We start from the raw sequence: 20,283 nt of genomic DNA on the forward strand, positions 1-20,283 counted from the left end.
TTATACTCCAAAAAGGAGGGAATGCACATGTCCTTATTTGAAACCAATTTCGATACGCATTCCGATGCTATCAATGAAGAAGTCATTTATCAGAATCCACTACTGTTTCTAAAAATATGGGAGATTTCCTTAGAGCCTCACTATTGCAACGCCGTGGAAAAATACCCATGGCATTACCATAAAGAGGTAGAGTTTATTGCTGTCATTCAAGGCCACTTAGGTGTACAAACTAAGCACGATTATGTTGTTCTCGGACCGGGTGATGTTATGGTATTAGGGGCCTCGCAACCGCATCGTTCTCATAAACCTCTTACAGACGTATTACACTATGTGGTACTTCAAATCGATCTGAGTAAACATTTCGACCAGAGCACCATGCCATATTTATATTGCTTCTCTGAATTGACTCAACCGCTCGATATCTTAAATTATATTTTCAACGACAACGAGTCAGCGAAACGTGAAACCCATTCTTTTATTATGGATATCTTTAAAGAATCTCAAACACGCACGAGAGGCTACGAAATCGCTGTGAGCTCTACAATCAAGAGAATGATCCTATTACTATTGAGAAACGATAGTCGTAACGTCTTGAACTATGCAAGGGAATCCGAATTAAGTCGGTTAAGACCCGTTCTGGATTATATCGATGAACATTTGAATGATAAACTCTGCGTCGAAGATGCATGTAATTTACTTAATTTGAGTTATCATTATTTTATTAAATATTTCAAGAAAACGATGGGCATTTCTTTTGTGGAATACATCAACTACAAACGAATCAAAAGATCTGAGCTGTTATTACTAACGAGTGAACTTACCATTATGGAAGTTAGCTATGAGGTCGGTATCTCGAACATGGCTCAGTTCTATAAACTGTTCAAACGACATAATCAATGCTCACCTAGGGAATTCAAACTGCGCATGCGAAGTGAGTCCAAAGGTACGATGGAAGCTATGCAACATATTAGAATATAGGGGGATATGGTTACGCGAAAATCAAAAAAAACACTGCCCTCAAGTTTAAGGAGAGAGCAGTTTTTTTTAATGAAAAACGATTTATCTTAATGATAACTACATTTACTTTTTCACAACCAACTTAAGAGGTGCCGGAATTGACTTTTCCACCGTTTTCCCTTGAAGAACATCTTTAGCCGCTTTAACGGAGAGTTGTCCTATTAATTCAGGCTGTTGAGCAACGGTCGCAGTTAACTTACCTGCTGTAATTGAATTCAGTGCATCTATATTTCCATCGAACCCAATAACAGCTATTCTTTTACCTGAACTTTGAATCGCTTCAATCGCACCCAGTGCCATTTCATCATTGTGAGCGAAGACAGCTTGGACACCAGGGTTTCCTTGCAACAGGTTTTCCATTACGGTTAGTCCTTTGGTTCGATCGAAATCTGCTGATTGTTTCGCAATCACCTTAAGCTGAGCGTCCGCTATTTCGTGGAATCCTTTACCGCGTTCACGAGTCGCTGAAGCACCAGGCACTCCTTCTAGCTCGATGACTTTAGCATCTTTACCCAGTTGTTCTACGATATACTCTGCTGCCAATATACCACCTTTTACATTATCTGAGGCAACGAGTGATTCAACTTTCCCTTTTTCTGCTGAACGATCTAATGCGATGACAGGAATACCTAAACTATTAGCTGTCTGAACCGCCGTAGAGATGGCAGATGAATCGGTTGGATTGATTAACAGGGCATTCACACCTTGTTGCATTAAATCCTCCACGTCATTACTTTGTTTGGCAGAATCATTCTGCGCATCGATTACGATAACTTCCATACCTTGTTTCTTCGCTTCTGCCACAACGCCATCTTTCAATGAGACAAAGAAGGGATTGTTCAACGTTGATATCGATAGTCCAATTTTTATATTATTCAAATCACCACTTTTGTTCGGCTTAGCCCACTCGGGTGGCTCTAATGAACATCCTGTCATCAGTACTAAAACCATGGATATAAGAATTAAGTTAACTTTTTTCATGTTGGAATCCCCCTCTTATGCAGCTTTCTTACGATCTATTAAGACAGCAATCGCGATAACGACACCTTTAACTACCATTTGATAGAAAGACGATACACCGAGCAAATTCAATCCGTTGTTCAATATTCCGATAATCAAGGCACCTATTAATGTACCTATAATACGTCCACGTCCACCCGTTAAGCTCGTGCCGCCTAATACAACTGCTGCAATGGCATCTAATTCATACGATGTACCGGCAGTTGGTTGTGCGGAGTTCAGTCTTGATGTCAAGATTGCTCCAGCCAGCGCAGATAACATACCTATTAGGGAATAAATCATGATTTTGACACGATCTACTTTGATACCTGAAATGATGGATGCTTTCTCATTACCACCAATGGCATACGTTTTACGACCAAATGGTGTTTTGTGTAATACTACCCATAAGACGAAGAATACGATAATCATCGTGATTGCTGGAACTGGAATACCCAAGAAATACCCACGACCAAACAACTGGAACATCATGCTGTCGCCTAGACCTGTGATTGGATTACCGTTCGTATAGACAAGCGTTAATCCTCTGAAAATAGTCATCGTCGCTAACGTTGCGATAAATGGAGCCATTTTACCCTTGGTTATCATGAGTCCGTTGACCATCCCCATAACACCACCAAGCAAACAACCAATTACAATTGCTAATATTGGATCTAACCCCGAGAGCATAAGGTTTGCCATAATCGCACTAGAAAGAGCAAGAATAGAACCTACTGATAAATCGATCCCCCCTGTCAAAATAACAAAGGTCATACCGAACGCGATCAATGCATTAATGGCTACCTGTCTTAACAGGTTCAATATATTAAGCGGTTCCAAAAAACTTGGATTTAATATGGTTACGATAATAATCAAGATTAGAAGCCCTAGTAAAGGACCGAGTTTCTGTGTGATTTGTCCGATCTGAAATCCCTTTTTTACTTGTTCGTCTTTAATAGTCGTCATAACTATTGCCCCCCTGTAGCTAACGTCATAATGTTCTCTTGCGTAGCTTCTTGTTGCGAAACTTCTCCAGTGATGTTCCCTTCATGAACGACGATGATTCGGTCACTCATCCCTAACACTTCAGGTAGCTCGGAAGATACCATAATAATCGCAACACCACGTTCCGTTAATTCGTTCATGAGTTGATATATTTCCCGCTTAGCCCCAACATCAACCCCACGCGTGGGTTCATCTAAGATCAGGACACTTAGACCAATGCCAATCCATTTAGCAATAACTACTTTCTGTTGGTTACCCCCAGATAGATTACGAACTAAAGTTGCGGAAGACTGTGTCTTGATCTGTAACCGCTGAATAAGCACGTCTACAAATTCTTGTTCTTTCTTAGCGTTAATTAATCCTTTGGATGCAAAACTGTATAAGTTCGTAAGAACCATATTGTCTCGAATGGAGAAATCTAGCACTAACCCTTCGTCTTTCCGGTCTTCCGTTACGAATCCAATTCCAGCTTTCATCGCATCATCGGGGTTGCGGATCGAAACTTGCTTGCCTCGCACCCAAATGTCACCCTTGTCTAATGTATCTAGTCCGAATAAAGTTCTCATAATTTCGGTACGTCCTGATCCCATTAGGCCAGAGAAACCAACAATTTCACCCGATCGTACTGAGAAATTAACATCTTTGAATTGGCCCTTCTTCGAAGCGTTCTTGACTTCAAGTACGACTTCTCCAGGATTTGAATTGCGTTCAGGGTAACGATCCGTGATTTCTCGACCAACCATTTTTCTAACCACATCATCAAAATTCGTATCCGGTATAGCCTTCGTGTCTACTGTCTTCCCATCACGCATCACGGTAATACGGTCACATATCGCAAAGATCTCTTCCATCCGATGTGAAATATAGACGATTGAGACACCTTCTTTTTTTAATGAGGCGATGACTTCGAATAACTTCTGTATTTCTCGTTCTGTTAATGCAGCTGTCGGCTCGTCCATTACAATTACTTTGGCATGGGTCATTAATGCTTTGGCAATCTCAATCATTTGTTTCTCACCGACAGAACATTCGCCTGCATCACGGTTCAAGGGAATCGTGACCGAGAGTTTACGAAATTGCTCATTTGCTAATGCTTTCATCTCACTCATATTCAATATTCCAAATTTAGATGTGCGTTCCTTACCAATGAACAGATTGTCGAGAACCGTCATATCTGGCCATACATTCAGTTCTTGATGGATAAAAGCAATGCCGCTTCGTTCCGCCTCTTTCGGATTCGCGAAGTAAGTTTCCTGACCATCTATCACTATCGTTCCTTGATCACGTTGGTGAAGCCCAATTAGAATGTTCATCAGCGTTGATTTACCAGCACCATTCTCACCCATCAGGGCATGAACCTCACCCGCTTGAAGATCGAAATCCACACCTGTCAGTACACGGTTCGCACCGAAAGATTTATGAATACCTTGCATTGTAATGTGCATAATTGTAGAACCCCCTCATTAACCGAAAAAGACACCGGCTTGTAATATGCAGTTCGCGTATGGTTTAGCCTCGCCCGTACGAATGATAACTTTAGCATTGTGGGTTAGTAACTTGAATCGCTCGTGTGAAACCTCATCTATAGGTATTTCCTTAAATTTATCATTTATATATCGCGCTGTTTCTTCATTGGCAGAAGCTAACTCCTTCGCCACAATTATTTGTTCAATAACCATGTCTTCTGCCAACATATCCACGACATCCTGAAAACTAGGAACGCCGAGCCTAATTGATAGATCAATCTTGAGAACACCTGTTGGAACAGGAAGTCCAACATCGGCAATGACAATAGTGTCAGTATGACCTAAGTCAGCTAGGATTTTGGTGATATGACTATTTAATGTTCCGAATTTCTTCATAACTAGAGGCTCCCCTCTACTTCTGCCCGTGTTGGCATACCGCCTTGAGCACCAAATTTGGTTACGGATAAAGAAGCTGCTCGATTACCGAACTTCACACTATCTTGCATTGACTTCCCTTCAGCCAGTGCGACGGCAAATGCTGCATTAAAAGTATCACCTGCTCCAGTAGTATCTATAGCATTTACTTTATAAGCAGGAACTAGTACTTCTGTCTCTCCATCATAAAAGCGTACGCCATTGCTGCCTTCCGTAATAAATAGCTTGTTAGGGTATTTCCGTAACGCCTCTGTTGTACTCATTCCAGTAAAAAGAACGGAACATTCATGTTCATTTGGAGTTAAATAGCTAGCATTCTCTATAATTGAATCACTGATTGGACGTGCAGGAGCGGGATTAAGCAACATAGGCACATTGAATTCACGACAAATGTCACTTACATAGGATACTGTTTCTTCAGGTATCTCTTGTTGGATGAGTACCATATCCGCACTACGGATCGTATCAAGCGCCTTCTCTACAAAAGCAGGAGTAACATGATCATTTGCGCCTTTTACGACGATAATACTGTTATCGCCTTCGGCTAAAATGATATGCGCCGTGCCACTTTCAACACCTGTAACCGGTTCCACATATTCAATAAGAACGCCATTTGATCTGAAATTATCCATCATAGCTTTACCATAATAATCGTCGCCTATGCAACCGATCATGGTCACTTCAGCACCGAGACGAGCAGCTGCAACCGCTTGATTGGCTCCCTTACCTCCAGGAACTGTTGCAAAGTTTTCTCCAAGCACTGTCTCGCCAGCGGAAGGGCGCTTCGATGAAGTCACCACTAAATCCATTGAAGTACTTCCAATTACACAAATCTTAGCCATCATTATCAACCTTTCATCACATAATATTTATACTATTCATCTAGATAGAATGAACTAAAGACGAAACCGATTATACAGGTGAGCGCATACTTTAGTTCAATCTTTCCACTACTTTCTTCTAGTCGTTTCCCGCTCTACGAAGCTAACAGGTAGTTGAATAATCTTCTCGTCTACCTTATCTTGTTCAATTAGCTTAATAAGTAACCCACCTGCTTCTCGACCCATATCATACGCTGGTTGGCGAATCGTAGATAATGAAGGTGATAATAGGCTACTTAGCGGGATATCATCATATCCTATAATTTGCACATCTTGTGGAACTGACTTACCTAGACGATGTGCTTCTTGAAGTACTGCCGTCGCCACAATATCATTACTTGCAATAACGCCATCTGTTTCTAAATGTTGTTCGAACAATATTTTGGCCCAATATCCAGCTTCTATATAGGAAAAGGATGAGGTCTGAATCACATGGTATGTCATACCCAACTCTTCAAATACTTCTACCGCTCCCTGAAAACGATCTTGAGCAGGTTTGATGTGTGCCGGTCCCTGTAAAATCGTAATATGTTTACTTCCACGCGCTATGATCTCTTGCGCAGCGATACGTCCGCCTTCTCTACCATCAGCATATACTGAAGGACTTTCATTAGAAGTACGATCTAGGAACACGATCGGGATGTTCAAATTAAGGTAAGTATCACTATCTGGGAAATTGGTCGATGAAATGACACCGATTACATTATTTTGTACAAAAGTTCGAATGTAATCCAATTCTTTATCTTCATTCTCATCACTATTCCCAAATATCAATCGATAGCCATGTTCTTGTAACCGATCTTCTACGCCTCGTGCTAATTGGGGAAAGAATGGATTCGTTATATCTGGCAATAGCAAGCCGATTAATTTAGATTTTTTTTTGTATAAAGAACGAGCTACTTCATTAGGTGAATAATTCATCAACTTAATCGCTTCTTCTACCTTTTTCCGCGTATCGGTGTTGACATAACCTGACTCATTAATAACTCGTGACACAGTAGCCACGGATACGCCAGCTATTCTTGCGATATCTTTAATCGTTGTCATTAGATTTATCATCTCCATGTGTAACCGGTTACATTCGTTACTTTATTAAATTATCACATATCCAATTCTTTTACAAGTTTATTTATTGGAGCATATTAAATTCATGATATTAGTTATGGGGTATCTTCTACTATTCATTCAATTCATGATTATAACTGATTAACCATAGACACTACCAATTGTCCCTGATAAAATAGAACAAGTTACAGAACGGAGGCACCATTGTGGATTATGTTATTTTGGATATTGAATTCAATGGTCGAAAGTTTGCAAGCGACCTACCCATGGAAGTGATCGAGATCGGTGCTGTTCGATTGGACTCACAATTGCGATATGTGGATGAATTCTCTGCATTAATAAAACCCGTATATTTCTCTAAATTAAATTCCTTTATTAAGAAGAAAACTGGAATTCCTCAAGAAGATATTGATCAAGCTGCTGGATTCCGAAAAGTTATCACTGACTTTATGAACTGGTTAAATCGGAGCGAATCCTTCCTACTCTTCACATGGGGTGGCGAGGATTTAAAAAGAATCATATATGATACGCGTATGCACAAGATGGACGACGCTTTCTGGATGTCAGCCAACTACTTCGATTTATTGAAGGGATTCGTACGCTATAAGAATATCACAAATGATGTTAGTGTCGAAGGAGCTCTGCTAGATCTTAATATTGCTCCCTCAGGGTCTGCACATCGTGCGTTAGATGACGCCAAGATGACTTCTGAGGTATTCCGAGCTATATTCGATAAGTTAGACTTCGCACACACGCAACAGTTCGTAGATGTATACTCCAATGCGAAAGAACGGAGATTGGTTAAGAACTCCATTCGTTCGATGACATTGCAAAAGATACCTCTTACATGGGATAACCTCTTTGAACGTTTTCTTTTGAATAAGGCCTCTCTTGAAGATCCAAGAAAACTCACGGAATTACAAGAGTATTTCAACGTAGAGATTAATAAGGTGAAGAAGTCGGTAGCGGGATCGGCGAAATAGTATCATTCAAAAACCACTATGGAGAACTTACCATAGTGGTTTTTGAATATTATCTATTTCGTGCCGCATGTAACTCTGAGTTCTCCTGTCTTGAGGTTGTTTATAAGAAAATGATCTAAGAGTACCACTTTCATTAGATTTGCCGACAGAGAACTATTTGATTTAAAGACGAAGTAGCTAAGGTTGTTATACTCATGGGTTCCATTTTTATTAATCTATATAAAATCGGGTCTGCCTCTTGTTATTTGGAAGTGGATCTAAGATGATTTTCTTTGTTCAAATAGATACCAGAATATGATGGATATATGAAGATGACCTAGATAATATTTTTTTCAATTTACTGTTGTGAATTTTTCATATGATGAAATTATATTGTTAGTTCCATAAAAAACCAAGATCAGCTGACAGCTGAATCTAGAGATTTCACCTTCGAATACACGTCTATTTAGGTTCATTTTATAGAGTTTGGTTCTCTTTAGGATATTTCGATTGGTATTTCGATTGGTTCAAATCAGTTAATTGATCGAAAATACATAGCTACATTAATCCCTCTTATACACGACAGTCTCATCTATTATGGTCATAGCTATTCCCTCTTCTAACCACTTAGCTGACGTATTCATAAAAGGATCCATTGTCATAACAGTGAAATCCGCACAATACCCTGCTCGTATTAACCCCCGGTCATGTTCATGAGCGCTCGCATAAGCACTCCCTGTCGTATACAAGGAAATAGCGTCATACACACTTAAACGCTCATCTGGTTGATAGATCGTCTGCGTTGGATCTTCTGAACTCGTCCTAGTTACAGCTGTATACATTCCTAGAAGCGGTGAGATATGTTCAATCGGTGCATCAGATCCCCCTGCACAGTGCAGACCATTATCAAGCATCGATTGCCATGCGTATATATGTAGGTCCGTCCCTACCCCTACACGATCCATCACCCATGGGTAATCCGATGCGACGAATGTGGGTTGAATATCGATCACGATAGGTAAAGTCTTAATTCGTTCAATCGAATTCTGACTTAATACTTGTCCATGAATTAATCGATCTCTTGTACCTTCTGATGTTGGATAGCGCTCCATAACATCTAGCACCTTCTCCGCAGCTAAATCGCCAATGGCATGAACTGCAATCGGCAATCCATATATTCGTGCTTGTTGAACCAATGCACTAAGTTCCTCGTCAGTATGAATGGCTATTCCATTGGTGTTAGGGTCATCCGCATAGTTACGGCTAAGTAGGGCGGTCCGACCTCCTAGTGAGCCATCCGCAAAAATCTTCATCGCTCCAAATTCCAACAATGACGATTTCATGCTTACTGCTAATTCATCCTTCCTCCACTCGTCTATAATCATATGATGTATAAGTAAATGTGCTCTGAATTTCATAGACCTCTCATGTATAACGTGATTGAATGCACGTATCGTTCTTGTGCAACTCCCATAGTAACTTAAATCTTCGGTATGACCTCCGACTAATCCCTGACTCCAGGCATGTTGAATGGCCAAAATCAATGCTTCTTGGAGATATGCTTCCGTTACGGTGGGAACAGCATGAAGGATAAGATCTTGATCATTCTCTTTATAAATCCCATCGTGCTCTGTTCCTAATTCCGTATCATCCAAAGAAGCATCCACTACATCTATAAACTGCATTCCCTCTATTTGTACCGCTTCCATGGTCCGTGTATTCACTACTAATACATGTCGACAAATTCGTCTTAACATGACTGGATGATCGGGGGCAACTTTATCTAGTAGTTTTCTCGTTATAAGGCTCTTATCTGTCCAACGGTTCTCATTCCATCCTTCAGCTATAATCCAAGAACCTTTTGGCGTCACTGCAACCCGCTTCGCGACAGCTTGAAGCACCTCAACTCTACTATTCATTGTGGATAGGTCAAGCTTAAGAAAGGTTTCTCCATGTCCGATTAGATGCATATGACTATCCACAAAACCTGGGAACATCGTGCCCCCTTGTAGATCAACGACTTCATCTATTTGATCTTGAAATATCACGTCGATTTCTTCTTTACTGCCTGTAGCTACGACTAAGCCATGCTCAGTATATACCGCTTCTACCGTATGACCTTCGTATTCCATCGTATAGATGGTTCCGTTCCACCAGCACTTCCCCATGATCTGTCTCCTTTACTTGTTGTATGTGGTATTTAATATAGAGTTCTTACCTTCAAGTGTCAATTAATGTCATATCAGAACCTCGGATGAGAGACTACTTTTCTATTGACCAGAATGACTGGCGAATTTAGCATACCTTTTTTCTAATTAGGTTGCGATAGATATATGTGAAAGATAATCTCTGTGAATGAGTTACTAAATATATAACTTTGTACTATTGTTGTGAATTTTTCATATGCTGTATTTTTATTAACAAAGTCGTTAAAAAGGTTGGTATTTGAGATTTACAATCCAGCGTTTAATAAGAGCTATCCTTTAAAATGTAGTATACATTGTCGAATTCCATCATGGATATATTTCCCTAATTCTGATAGACTAGTTTTTGTCAAAATACGTTTTACGGAGGGCTATATGATATCTTATACTAAAGTAGCATCATCTATATTTATCGCAATACTATTGATAACCGGTTGTTCTTCTAACAAGGCAGAGGAAACAATGACCCAAGTTAACAATACTAAGGTTGAAGACACATCTAAAGTGGACAAGCCAACGACTACGATTCCAGCAACACAAACAGAAAAAGAATTCAAAGAGACAAAACAGCCCATCAAAGAGGAAAAGAAAAAGACAAAGAAATTAAATTCAGATGAAACATTAGCCTTGAAGTATGTAACGGTCTATTTGAATGGGACAGATATTGAGAAAAAGAAAAAGTTCGTACAAGAAGACATCTATGCTGATATGCAACCCTTATTTCAAATGGCACAGTCCCTCATTACCGAAGAAAAAAACCGTTTTGTGAATCCAGAAGTCGTTGAGTCTATTCCTTTCGAAGATAAGGGTCAAAAAGGATCCTATGTTCTAATCCAGTCCAAGGAAAACACTGGGAAGACCAAAGATATTATTATCTTAACAGCCGAAGGAAAAGTTACTTTCGGATTCACCGATTCTACTAACCAAGATCAAAAGAAGAATTTCGATAAAGCTAGGACGCTATTCAAAACATCGAAACAATAAAAAAATCATCCTAATTCAATTTTTTCATATGATGATTTTTATCTACATAATCGTTAAAAAGGTTGGCCTCAGAAACTTAAAGGCCAACCTTTTCTTTATTCGTATTAAGTTACGTTCTCCCAACCCAATCTTCATGTTCTACCTCTTTCCAACGCGCACGAATCTCTTCGTATACATCTTGAGCGAGAGGTCCACTCTTAAGAATTTCTGCATTCTGTGCCCAGCGATCCGGTTGATTCGTTCCTACTATTGCTGTAGCTACACCAGGAGTGCTTAGGGCGAAACGAAGCGCGATGTCTATGCTTTCCTCCATATTGTCAAGGAAATCATAATTCAATTCACGAAGGCGTTCCCAATATACATAAGGATACGCTGTTTCAGGTAATGTATCATACCTCCATGCTACGTTGGCAATGGGTCTTTTTGCGATAATCCCCATGTTACGTCGCTGTGCCTCAGGTAAGATGAGATCAATCGCCTCTTGATCTGCTATATTCACAGAAATCATGAGGCTATCGAAAACCTCCATTTGCACTGCGTATAATGCGTCCGTGGTGTCCCCGCTATAACCAATAAATCTTGTTTTACCTTGAGCCTTAGCACGTTCTAGGACTTCAATGACAACCCCTTGACGTAATACTTCCTCCGAACAACTATGTAAGTGGATAACATCGACATATTCCGTATTTAATCTCTTTAAGCTTCTATCAATACTTTTCTCAAGAAGCACAGGGTCCCAATCAGGATAATCCAACCCCGCTGCATGTCCACATTTCGTAAATAAATAGAAATCATCTCGACGGGAAGCCAAGGCTTTGCCAATGAATTCTTCACTTTGTGCGTAACATTCGGCGGTATCAATCACATTCAGACCTACATCTAATGCATTGTGCAACATCTTTTCTATTCTCTTGAAATCTTGTTCCTGACCAAATGCTGCTCCACCCAACCCAAGCGTACTTACATTCATTCCTGTCTGTCCAAATAACCTTTGTTCCATCTAGTAACCTCCTTAGCATGATTCGTCTAGTATCCCATGACCCACATATTAAGCTTCTTGTAGGTTATGCGACCAAAATCCAAATATGCTCCTACCTCTATTTAACCACTCCAATGCTATGCTAAATTTCAGAACGCTATATCTCATTCATGCGGACTAAGATTTGAAATACTGACTGATTTGCCCATTGTCTGAACGTGTCTTTTGTCTAAAGTCACCACCGGTGTAAGCACGAATCACATTTTGCCAAAACACTTGCGCCGCGATGTTATTACTTACTTGAGTTACTTTCCAATTTCCTCTGTGACGTGAGAACAACTCATTTGCTGCCCACGTACCTAATCCACTTCGACGATATTTTTTCATAATGAAAAATTCCGTCATATAATAATCCCCCTCAAGAGAATTCTGAAGTTGTTCAATTAATGCGAATCCAGCCGGTACATTGGTAACCGTAATCAGATAGGCATATCTGCCATCCCTGTTATTCCAATACGAATTCAAATCCGGATAATTATGAAATTTCCCATTGGGTGCTACATCCATATCCAAGTAGCTCGTGAAGTCATATAGATAGAACTGCATTAAGTGGTCGATAACTTCCTTTCGGTCTGGTGGCACCAATTCCAACTTCATTTCCATAGGTTCACTCCATTGGCATATACTTGTATATCTACACTATATAACTTTCTACTCCCTCCTCGCAATATGCCCTTGAACCTACACTTTATACGACTAAGACTTCTCTCTTTTCCTATGGTAAAATAGTAACTAGAGTTCTAACCAGCAAGGGGGAATGTCAGTGAATGTTCAAAAGATAAGCGATCGCAAACGACTAGATGAAAAGGTTCTTGACATGCCTTGGTTTGTGCAGCAATTCATGGATTATAAGTTGCCTGATCTGTCGCCATCAACGTTACTAGAATATATTCGAGATTACGAAACATTCTTCAATTGGTTAAGAGGGGAACTCCTCTCCGAAGCCGATCATAATAGAAAGATAACTCTAACGGAATTGGAAATGTTACGTATGGAGAATATCGTGAGTTACAGACTTTATCTGACAACTCGTCGTGAAGGTGCCAATGCTAAAGTCACCATCTCTCGTAAGCTATCTTCCCTACGTTCGCTATTTCATTACTTAAGCCAGATTGCGGAGGATGAGGAATTCTACCCACTATTGAAACGAAATATCATGGCCAAAGTAGAAGTGAAACGGATTCACAAACCCAAAGATACAGCTGCCAAGCTAAAAGGTAAAATTCTTGAAGATGAAGAGCTCCTTGAATTCATAGGATATATTCTTGAAGGGTATGGGTTAGACGTAGCTAAGAACAAACAAGCTTTGTACTCTTATGCGCTGAATAAAGAACGAGATGCTTGTATTGCTAGCCTTATCCTAAATTCAGGTCTACGTGTCTCTGAGGTCATTAATCTGAACATGGATGATCTAGATTTCAATAACAAAATGATATACATATTCCGTAAAGGTAATAATGATGAGACTTACAAAACACCCGTCTATTTCCGTGAACAAGCGAAGGATGATTTAGCCCTTTACCTTAGTCTTAGACATGTTAGATATCATGCACCTAAGAAAGAAAAGGCTCTCTTTCTCACTGTACCGAATGGACAACAAGATGGTAAACGAATGACCAAACGTGCCGTTCAGGCTATGATTATCAAATATGCTACACGATTTGGTAAGCCCTTTCTGACCGTTCATAAACTACGCCATTCTTTTGCAACCGACTATTATCTTCAGAATGATATCTATAAGACGAAAGAACAATTAGGTCATGCGTCCACTGAGACGACCGAAGTATATGCGCATCTAACCGATAAGACGATGTCTGAAGCGATTGAGCGTCGGGCCGAGTCAACATAAAGCTAATCTATACAGAAATCATATATTAAGTACAAAATGGATAGAGTCGTCAGAAATGTTCTGATGCTCTATCCATTTTTATATTTGCTACATCATCGTTACCTATATTTTGAACTACTTAGTGCTAGGATTGGCGAATGGAGAGCTGTGCAGCGACACCCGCTGGGTTATCTATCGTTCTACGTCCACCAAAGTTAAAGGCAATAATAACGATATTATTCTCCCCTCTTCGCAAGAGACGCCGTACGTCAAAAGTACGTCCAGGATTAAAGAAAGACACCGTAGCCTGCGGAGTATCATATACAACGAATTGTCCATTGATAAGCACGATGGCGTAATTATCTACAGACAGTAACAGGTTAGCATTTCGAACTCTTCTTCTTGATGAGAGTGTGAACTGTTTGGAGATCACAGCAACTTCAGCGCCCTGATCACGCGAACTCCAAACATACCTTGCATCAGGCACCTCAACCCAACTCGGATTTCTATCTATTTGCACTGCATTAAACCAAGTATCATCTGTCCCAATAACGACATTACGCTGAGTGATGATAATGTTATTACCCGCTTTATTCTTATGGAACCGGGATACTTGCTTTCTATACATACCCATTGCAGTGGATCTTGTAATTCTCTTAACACTACGCACCACTTTTTTGATGGTTGAAGATTGTAGTACTCTCATTTAATCCTCTCCTAGCGATCTTTAGATTTAATAACAATCTTATCCTATGTCCGTTTAAAGATAATGATAGTACATCAGCCTTTCGTTAGCTGAACTGATTGAAACTGCGCTGAAATCCATACATAAATGCAACTTCCTCATATGTTGGAACGTCTTACTATAGCCTAGAAAGTAATATCTAGGTTGTTACCTGAACTATTGTGCAACATCGACAACTACCTCAATTTATTAACATAGGTAACCACCAATATGACATTACATAACAAATTTAAGAAAGAAGGTCTCATTTTTGAAAAAATGGATCATGGTTCTACTTTCCTCTTTGTACCTGTTAGGTACAGACACAAGTTTCGTTAATGCAGCTGACAAGCCACTCATCACTGTCGCGGTAAATGACCATATGATCACATTCGATGTAAAGCCAATGAATGATCATGGGACAGTTCTTGTTCCTCTAAGATATGTAGTAGATGAACTCGGAGTCACAATAGCCACAAGGAATAATAACCAGTTGATCTTATCAAAGGGCAGCACCAAGATTACATTAACTATAGGCTCTAAGATAGTTCAGAAGAATCAAGAACAATTCACACTTACATCCGCACCCATTGTAAAAGACAACAGGACGTTGGTGCCCCTTCGATTTATCTCCGAAGCATTTGGTGCAAGCATTAATTACAGCAATAATAACGTATCCATTGTTACGAATGAGTCTCCGATTCTATCCCCTGCTATCCTTGGTAACTCTATCGGAAATCTTAATAATGGGGGCTGGTATACAGGTTACGAAGATTGGATATTTTTCAACAATCCACTTGACCAAGGAACCCTTTATAAGGAAAAGTTAGATGGAACTGATCGGCACAAAATAAACGATGATGTATTTGTTACTAACCTAAATATAATTAACGGAAAGTTATACTACATAAGTGGAAACACCATTTATAAATCAGATATAGACGGGACTAACCGTGTACATCTGTTAGACATGGGATTGGGAGGTCCACGCTTGATGTCTGTTGTTGGCGACTGGATATACTACATAAAAGGCACTTCTATGTTTATGCCACTCTACCGCATGAAGACAGACGGAACATCTAACCAATTACTTGAGAAGAATGAAGTATCTAGTATCGCAGTGGTAGATGGGAAAATCTATTACACGATCTATTTCAGCAAACTATTTGTCATGGACATTGATGGAAACAACAGAAAGAAAATACTGGAGGGTCCTATCTCCACTGCAGTAGATGTTAAAGATAATACGTTATACTTCAATTATAATAAAAAGCTATACACACTTGGCACAAACGGAAAGTCACTTACTAGTATCTCAGATCACGATGCTCGAGATATTAATGTGCACGGCGATTGGTTATATTACAGCAATTATTCCGAATACAGCAAGAAGTTATATCGAATTAACCTTAATGACTTTACAACAGAAAAGCTGGGCGATGATAAAACATTTAATCAACACATCGTAGGTAACCAGATTTTTTATGCCAATCCTTTTGAAAGAAAAATGATAGAACTCGATATCGATTGATCTACGAAATAGACGGATCTCCTAGTGAATAAGGATACCGTCTGTTCTCCCTTTATATAAAAGTCTAATTATTATTATAGCTTTTGATCTGATCATATATTGACCTATCCAATATCCAATGATCCACATGCCTACTGCCTACATACACAATTACGTAGACGAATGCTGAACTATTTAGGAATATGAACGTAATGATTATCTACATTGCTTATTCATTCGTGCCATTATCATGTACTCTTTCAAATCAGACTATTGAGCCAAATCGATATAAGAAACCAACACCACTCCTACTATAAATGCATATATTACAGTAATTCAGAGATAGGGAGATGATGGAGTGCTAAGTAGAAATAATAGAATGAATAGGTTAATAAAGCGTAAAGCACTACCCAAAATCACTCAAGTACAAAATCCAGGTTTTGAAGATAGTAGTTTTTCCCCTTGGCATGATGTTGGCGATGTATTTCTATCAACCATTCAACCTAACTTCGGTAAACAACATGCTCGATATGAAGTTCCACCAGGTAGAAGTGCTTCATTATCACAACTTGTTTTTCTTTCAAAACCAGGCTCAACCAATTCGTACAAATTAATATTCTCTGTTAATTCTCAAAGTAATTCAGGTATTCTTCAGATTAGTCTATTAGGTACCTTAGTATCTGGTATTACAATTCCTCTAAAGGACATTCCCAAATCTAAGTATAAATACTATACACTAACTTTCCCTAGTTCAGCGTTAAGGGGTAGTTCAAGCTTCGTGCTCGAATTTCGAGTTAACGGTACAGGATCACGAACTGCTATATTAAATCTTGATACCGCTGTTGTCATCCCAGTATAAGCTTAGATATTCCCTTTTCAAATAGAAGAAGGCTACCTATCAATATGATTGAAGGTAGCCCCCTTTCATGATCAATTGTAACTACGAGAATTCAAGGAAATAGCTTATTTCAACATTAACATTCGAACTTTAGCGCCACTCTTCAATCCTTCTTGGGCTGGAGGAACAACAATGAGGCAATCACTATCCTTAATGGTTATCATCACACCTGATTCATCTACACCTTTTGGGATCGCATATATGACGCCGTCTCTGATCTCAACTTTCGCACGAACGTAACGAGTGAAGCTGTTGATCTTAGGATAATCTGCTCCGAGCGTCCCGCTCCACTCCGGTAAATAAGGGTTCTGATCGCCCATCATTCCTCTTATGCTTGGTCGAACGAATAATTCACAACCAACGAAACACGCACCTGGATTACCCGAAAGAGCGAATAATAACTTACCCTCTTTGACCGCTGCTGTCGTCACACTACCTGGACGCATAGCCACTTTGTTATACAACATCTCAACACTGTCACCACGTACGAGGTCACCCATAATATCATAATCACCTACCGATACACCGCCACTTGTAACGACCATATCATACTGATTCAGTGCATATTCCACTTTCTCTCGTGCTAAAGATAAATCATCCATAATGGCATCTAGAATAACGGGTTCTCCACCTGCCTCGATGACCTGAGAAGCTAACATCCATGTATTGCTGTTACGAATTTTACCTGGTTGAAGCGGTTCCTCTACCGATAAAAGCTCTGATCCTGTTGAGAAAATGGCTACCCGAGGTCTCCGATATACAGCCACATGATGAATACCAAACGTTGCTAACACCGATATTTCACCTGCTGATATCTTAATTCCTGGACTAAGAATTAATTCTCCTGCCTGAAGTTCCAGTCCAATGGGTGTTATATTCTTCCCGACTTCAATACTACGTTTCAGTCCTACAATAGATTTACCCTTTTCTTCCCGTACCTCTGTCATTTCAAACATAACGACCGCGTCAGCGCCTTCCGGAACTTGAGCGCCTGTCATAATACGTGAGGCTGTACCTGAAATAATTATTTTGTCAGATACCTTACCACAAGGAATTTCATCGATCACTTCGAGCCATATCGGTTGATCACTGTTACATCCATCTGTATCTGCAGATCGAATCGCATACCCATCCATACCAGAGCGGCGAAAATGCGGATACGGATGAGGTGCTGATATTTCTTGCGCTAACGTTCTTCCGTGGCTCTCTTGCAGTCTAACTGTTTCGATGTCACCTGCATTTATATATTGCGAAATCATGGATTGAGCGACACTTACCTGAAGTGCTTTTCGCTTAAATTTAGAAGAGTCATATATAGAATCTGTCATGTCGTAACCTCCGATAAGTATATAAGTCTTTAATAACATATCATTTTACGAAAAGATAAAAAAGACAGTATACGAAAACGCACTTCGTATACTGTCTATAGAATAATTGATAACGTCTTCACGCTTTACCTTCTTTTACTTCGCCTACTTATCTTACCTGAACCAGACCTTGTCTTAGGCTTACTGATAGACTTCTTGGAAGTATTAGAGCTGCTGGAAGATCCGAAGATACTTGAGCCTCCATCACTACCTCTCTTTATTGTACCCTTACTCGTCGTTGAATCGTTCGTACCTCTACTAAAAATGGTGTCGTCTTTACCATTAGAAGTGGTACTATTGCTCGTTCCACGTCGAGTAATAGCTCCTTTTTTCTCAACGGTAAGTGGAGGCGAGATTTTCTTATCATCCACCGTTGCTTGACGGTACGAACCCTGTTTCGGCTGATACACATCTTTACTGGAATATCCGCGATAAGAACCGCCACTTCTACCTATGGAATCGAAAAGATTGCCAATGATACTTGCTGCGATATAACCTTGCAAGAAGCTCGAATCATAGTTTTTCTGCACATATTCTTTGGAATCCACTTCGATGAGCGTATCTTCTTTTTTATCCGGGTCCTGTTGTAAGTGATACCACTCTTTATCGTAAACAAGGAACATTCGCTCAGGATCTTCAGGTGAGATCTGATCCGGCTTACGATCATCCGAAAGTTCTTTCGCCACTTCGGGTACCGTCTGACCTACAGCTCTATATACGTATGAGGTTGCTGTACCCTCTTTATTCACAGATTCAAGCGGATAGGATTTCGATAGATCGCCCGATGATCCACAACCACTCAATAAAGATATAAGTAAACTAAGAACAATCAATAATTTCATCGAAAGAACTGAACGTTTCTTCACATGATCCACTCCTAGCTTGCGCGGATGACTTTAACATCTGCTGATATTATACTTTCTCCATCATACATCATGAATCGCCCATTCTGCCATTCAATGCGAAGCAGAAAATTATCATCAGATTGATACTGCCATACATGCTGCTCCCCGCCCTGCATAAATGGCGCTCGTCCAGTCACTAACACATTTCCTTCGTATTCTTCCTCAAGATGAAAAGATCTTTCATCCAAATCAATAATACTTGGAACCTCATTTGGATTATCTAACCGTCCATCAATGGGTTTATACAACGCATACTGTAAATTCTCTCTTTCTTCAATATGAAGATAAGCGAGGTCCTGACCATCCTGTAACGTAAGTACAACAGCATTACGACTTCGATTGTGGACTCTACCTACGACTTCATATGTCACAAGAGATACTTCACATATATCACCAGGTGCAAGCCCTAACATGCTTTTCTCCTTCATAGGAGGTTCTGTTTTATTAAATAAGTTTCCAATACGTTTAAACATACTCATCTTTTATGACTCCTCACCTATATTATTCTTTTACAAACAAGCAGTAATAATTAAAGCACCTACAACGTGAAGCATCCCACCAAATAGACCATACCCTAGTTTACCTTGCTGTGTCCCTAGATCTAGATCGAGTTTAGCCCATACTCTTAAGCCTACACGTACGATGCTCTCCAATACGAGAAGAACAAGGAAAGAGATAATGGACACTACAATCGCTTCTAATAGTACATTAGAGGTAGAGATGGATACGGATAAGATATATCCTTGTGCTAGTAGCTTCATCATCATCCGTGAAGTAACTGCCATATTTCCTGCCTTAACCTCTTCGAAATCTTTGTATTTCGTAAATAAGGAGTCTACATAGAGTAGTACAAACAATAAGACCGATCCTACACCTGTCCAGACTAATACTCTTAGAACATACTCAAAATCCATTAAACTCCCACTCCATTCGCATCAAATTACACATCAGACCTATTTTAATCATATAAAAGCGAAGGAGGCCTATTTGATAA

20 protein-coding genes are annotated in these 20,283 nt (G+C 39.8%); 6 read left to right on the top strand and 14 right to left on the bottom strand.

Going from position 1 to position 20,283, the window contains the following annotated elements; all coding sequences use genetic code 11:
* Positions 1–27: 27 nt before the first annotated feature.
* Positions 28–978 carry a helix-turn-helix domain-containing protein gene (locus PBAT_RS21345; protein ID WP_068652709.1) on the top strand — a complete coding sequence of 317 codons (951 nt, stop codon included), beginning with the start codon at positions 28–30 and terminating at the stop codon, positions 976–978.
* A gap of 102 nt (positions 979–1,080) precedes the next feature.
* On the opposite strand, the gene rbsB is transcribed toward PBAT_RS21345, so the two are convergent.
* The 6 genes from rbsB to PBAT_RS21375 form a co-directional block, all read right to left on the bottom strand.
* Positions 1,081–1,998, bottom strand: a complete 918-nt coding sequence (rbsB, locus tag PBAT_RS21350; protein WP_068652710.1) for a ribose ABC transporter substrate-binding protein RbsB — start codon at positions 1,996–1,998, stop codon at positions 1,081–1,083.
* A 15-nt stretch (positions 1,999–2,013) separates the two neighbouring features.
* Positions 2,014–2,982, bottom strand: coding sequence for an ABC transporter permease subunit (locus tag PBAT_RS21355; RefSeq protein WP_068652711.1), 969 nt, complete (start codon positions 2,980–2,982; stop codon positions 2,014–2,016).
* A gap of 2 nt (positions 2,983–2,984) precedes the next feature.
* Positions 2,985–4,466: a sugar ABC transporter ATP-binding protein gene (locus tag PBAT_RS21360; protein ID WP_068652712.1), complete on the bottom strand. Its 1,482-nt coding sequence runs from the start codon at positions 4,464–4,466 to the stop codon at positions 2,985–2,987.
* An 18-nt stretch (positions 4,467–4,484) separates the two neighbouring features.
* On the bottom strand, positions 4,485–4,883 hold the full coding sequence (gene rbsD, locus PBAT_RS21365) for a D-ribose pyranase (RefSeq protein WP_068652713.1): 399 nt from the start codon (positions 4,881–4,883) through the stop codon (positions 4,485–4,487).
* Positions 4,884–4,885: 2 nt separating this feature from the next.
* Positions 4,886–5,764 (bottom strand): ribokinase, encoded by an 879-nt coding sequence (gene rbsK / locus PBAT_RS21370; RefSeq protein ID WP_068652714.1) that lies wholly within the window; start codon positions 5,762–5,764, stop codon positions 4,886–4,888.
* Positions 5,765–5,872: 108 nt separating this feature from the next.
* Positions 5,873–6,850: a LacI family DNA-binding transcriptional regulator gene (locus tag PBAT_RS21375; RefSeq protein ID WP_068652715.1), complete on the bottom strand. Its 978-nt coding sequence runs from the start codon at positions 6,848–6,850 to the stop codon at positions 5,873–5,875.
* A gap of 224 nt (positions 6,851–7,074) precedes the next feature.
* Here PBAT_RS21375 and PBAT_RS21380 point away from each other — a divergent pair, with 224 nt between their 5' ends.
* Positions 7,075–7,851, top strand: a complete 777-nt coding sequence (locus PBAT_RS21380; protein WP_068652716.1) for a 3'-5' exonuclease — start codon at positions 7,075–7,077, stop codon at positions 7,849–7,851.
* A gap of 542 nt (positions 7,852–8,393) precedes the next feature.
* On the opposite strand, the gene PBAT_RS21385 is transcribed toward PBAT_RS21380, so the two are convergent.
* Positions 8,394–9,998, bottom strand: a complete 1,605-nt coding sequence (locus PBAT_RS21385) for an amidohydrolase (RefSeq protein WP_068652717.1) — start codon at positions 9,996–9,998, stop codon at positions 8,394–8,396.
* 411 nt (positions 9,999–10,409) lie between these two features.
* On the opposite strand from PBAT_RS21385, the gene PBAT_RS21390 reads away from it, so the two are divergent.
* On the top strand, positions 10,410–11,018 hold the full coding sequence (locus tag PBAT_RS21390; RefSeq protein WP_068652718.1) for a hypothetical protein: 609 nt from the start codon (positions 10,410–10,412) through the stop codon (positions 11,016–11,018).
* Positions 11,019–11,127: 109 nt separating this feature from the next.
* Here the strand turns inward: PBAT_RS21390 and PBAT_RS21395 are convergent, their stop codons facing one another.
* The gene (locus PBAT_RS21395) at positions 11,128–12,018 is read right to left on the bottom strand and encodes an aldo/keto reductase (RefSeq protein ID WP_068652719.1); all 891 of its coding nucleotides are present in this window, start codon (positions 12,016–12,018) and stop codon (positions 11,128–11,130) included.
* Between the two features lie 156 nt (positions 12,019–12,174).
* The gene (locus tag PBAT_RS21400) at positions 12,175–12,660 is read right to left on the bottom strand and encodes a GNAT family N-acetyltransferase (protein ID WP_068652720.1); all 486 of its coding nucleotides are present in this window, start codon (positions 12,658–12,660) and stop codon (positions 12,175–12,177) included.
* A 160-nt stretch (positions 12,661–12,820) separates the two neighbouring features.
* Here PBAT_RS21400 and xerS point away from each other — a divergent pair, with 160 nt between their 5' ends.
* Positions 12,821–13,906: a tyrosine recombinase XerS gene (gene xerS / locus PBAT_RS21405; RefSeq protein WP_068652721.1), complete on the top strand. Its 1,086-nt coding sequence runs from the start codon at positions 12,821–12,823 to the stop codon at positions 13,904–13,906.
* A 124-nt stretch (positions 13,907–14,030) separates the two neighbouring features.
* Here xerS and PBAT_RS21410 read toward each other — a convergent pair whose 3' ends face one another.
* Positions 14,031–14,591, bottom strand: a complete 561-nt coding sequence (locus PBAT_RS21410; protein WP_068652722.1) for a hypothetical protein — start codon at positions 14,589–14,591, stop codon at positions 14,031–14,033.
* A gap of 289 nt (positions 14,592–14,880) precedes the next feature.
* Here PBAT_RS21410 and PBAT_RS21415 point away from each other — a divergent pair, with 289 nt between their 5' ends.
* A complete protein-coding gene (locus PBAT_RS21415; protein WP_068652723.1) occupies positions 14,881–16,140 on the top strand; it encodes a DUF5050 domain-containing protein in 1,260 nt (419 codons plus the stop codon).
* Between the two features lie 358 nt (positions 16,141–16,498).
* On the top strand, positions 16,499–16,978 hold the full coding sequence (locus PBAT_RS21420; RefSeq protein WP_149466348.1) for a hypothetical protein: 480 nt from the start codon (positions 16,499–16,501) through the stop codon (positions 16,976–16,978).
* 104 nt (positions 16,979–17,082) lie between these two features.
* Here PBAT_RS21420 and PBAT_RS21425 read toward each other — a convergent pair whose 3' ends face one another.
* From PBAT_RS21425 to PBAT_RS21440, 4 genes are all read right to left on the bottom strand, one after another.
* On the bottom strand, positions 17,083–18,345 hold the full coding sequence (locus PBAT_RS21425; RefSeq protein WP_068652725.1) for a molybdopterin molybdotransferase MoeA: 1,263 nt from the start codon (positions 18,343–18,345) through the stop codon (positions 17,083–17,085).
* A 125-nt stretch (positions 18,346–18,470) separates the two neighbouring features.
* Positions 18,471–19,250 carry a DUF4247 domain-containing protein gene (locus PBAT_RS21430; RefSeq protein ID WP_068652726.1) on the bottom strand — a complete coding sequence of 260 codons (780 nt, stop codon included), beginning with the start codon at positions 19,248–19,250 and terminating at the stop codon, positions 18,471–18,473.
* Positions 19,251–19,261: 11 nt separating this feature from the next.
* Entirely contained in the window at positions 19,262–19,768 is a 507-nt protein-coding gene (locus PBAT_RS21435) for a DUF4178 domain-containing protein (RefSeq protein WP_068652727.1), read from the bottom strand.
* Positions 19,769–19,798: 30 nt separating this feature from the next.
* On the bottom strand, positions 19,799–20,203 hold the full coding sequence (locus PBAT_RS21440) for a DUF350 domain-containing protein (protein WP_068652728.1): 405 nt from the start codon (positions 20,201–20,203) through the stop codon (positions 19,799–19,801).
* Between the last annotated feature and the right edge of the window lie 80 nt (positions 20,204–20,283).

Source organism: Paenibacillus antarcticus (genome assembly GCF_001637225.1).
Taxonomy (GTDB): domain Bacteria; phylum Bacillota; class Bacilli; order Paenibacillales; family Paenibacillaceae; genus Paenibacillus_AQ; species Paenibacillus_AQ antarcticus.

Excerpts from the sequence above, each read along its gene's own strand:
- PBAT_RS21360 (WP_068652712.1), bottom strand. The coding sequence starts at position 4,466 with ATGCACATTACAATGCAAGGTATTCATAAATCTTTCGGTGCGAACCGT.
- PBAT_RS21400 (WP_068652720.1), bottom strand. The coding sequence starts at position 12,660 with ATGGAAATGAAGTTGGAATTGGTGCCACCAGACCGAAAGGAAGTTATC.
- PBAT_RS21385 (WP_068652717.1), bottom strand. The coding sequence starts at position 9,998 with ATGGGGAAGTGCTGGTGGAACGGAACCATCTATACGATGGAATACGAA.
- rbsB (WP_068652710.1), bottom strand. The coding sequence starts at position 1,998 with ATGAAAAAAGTTAACTTAATTCTTATATCCATGGTTTTAGTACTGATG.
- PBAT_RS21375 (WP_068652715.1), bottom strand. The coding sequence starts at position 6,850 with ATGACAACGATTAAAGATATCGCAAGAATAGCTGGCGTATCCGTGGCT.
- rbsD (WP_068652713.1), bottom strand. The coding sequence starts at position 4,883 with ATGAAGAAATTCGGAACATTAAATAGTCATATCACCAAAATCCTAGCT.
- PBAT_RS21345 (WP_068652709.1), top strand. The coding sequence starts at position 28 with ATGTCCTTATTTGAAACCAATTTCGATACGCATTCCGATGCTATCAAT.
- PBAT_RS21420 (WP_149466348.1), top strand. The coding sequence starts at position 16,499 with ATGAATAGGTTAATAAAGCGTAAAGCACTACCCAAAATCACTCAAGTA.
- PBAT_RS21440 (WP_068652728.1), bottom strand. The coding sequence starts at position 20,203 with ATGGATTTTGAGTATGTTCTAAGAGTATTAGTCTGGACAGGTGTAGGA.
- rbsK (WP_068652714.1), bottom strand. The coding sequence starts at position 5,764 with ATGGCTAAGATTTGTGTAATTGGAAGTACTTCAATGGATTTAGTGGTG.
- PBAT_RS21435 (WP_068652727.1), bottom strand. The coding sequence starts at position 19,768 with ATGAGTATGTTTAAACGTATTGGAAACTTATTTAATAAAACAGAACCT.
- PBAT_RS21425 (WP_068652725.1), bottom strand. The coding sequence starts at position 18,345 with ATGACAGATTCTATATATGACTCTTCTAAATTTAAGCGAAAAGCACTT.
- PBAT_RS21390 (WP_068652718.1), top strand. The coding sequence starts at position 10,410 with ATGATATCTTATACTAAAGTAGCATCATCTATATTTATCGCAATACTA.
- PBAT_RS21410 (WP_068652722.1), bottom strand. The coding sequence starts at position 14,591 with ATGAGAGTACTACAATCTTCAACCATCAAAAAAGTGGTGCGTAGTGTT.
- PBAT_RS21355 (WP_068652711.1), bottom strand. The coding sequence starts at position 2,982 with ATGACGACTATTAAAGACGAACAAGTAAAAAAGGGATTTCAGATCGGA.
- PBAT_RS21395 (WP_068652719.1), bottom strand. The coding sequence starts at position 12,018 with ATGGAACAAAGGTTATTTGGACAGACAGGAATGAATGTAAGTACGCTT.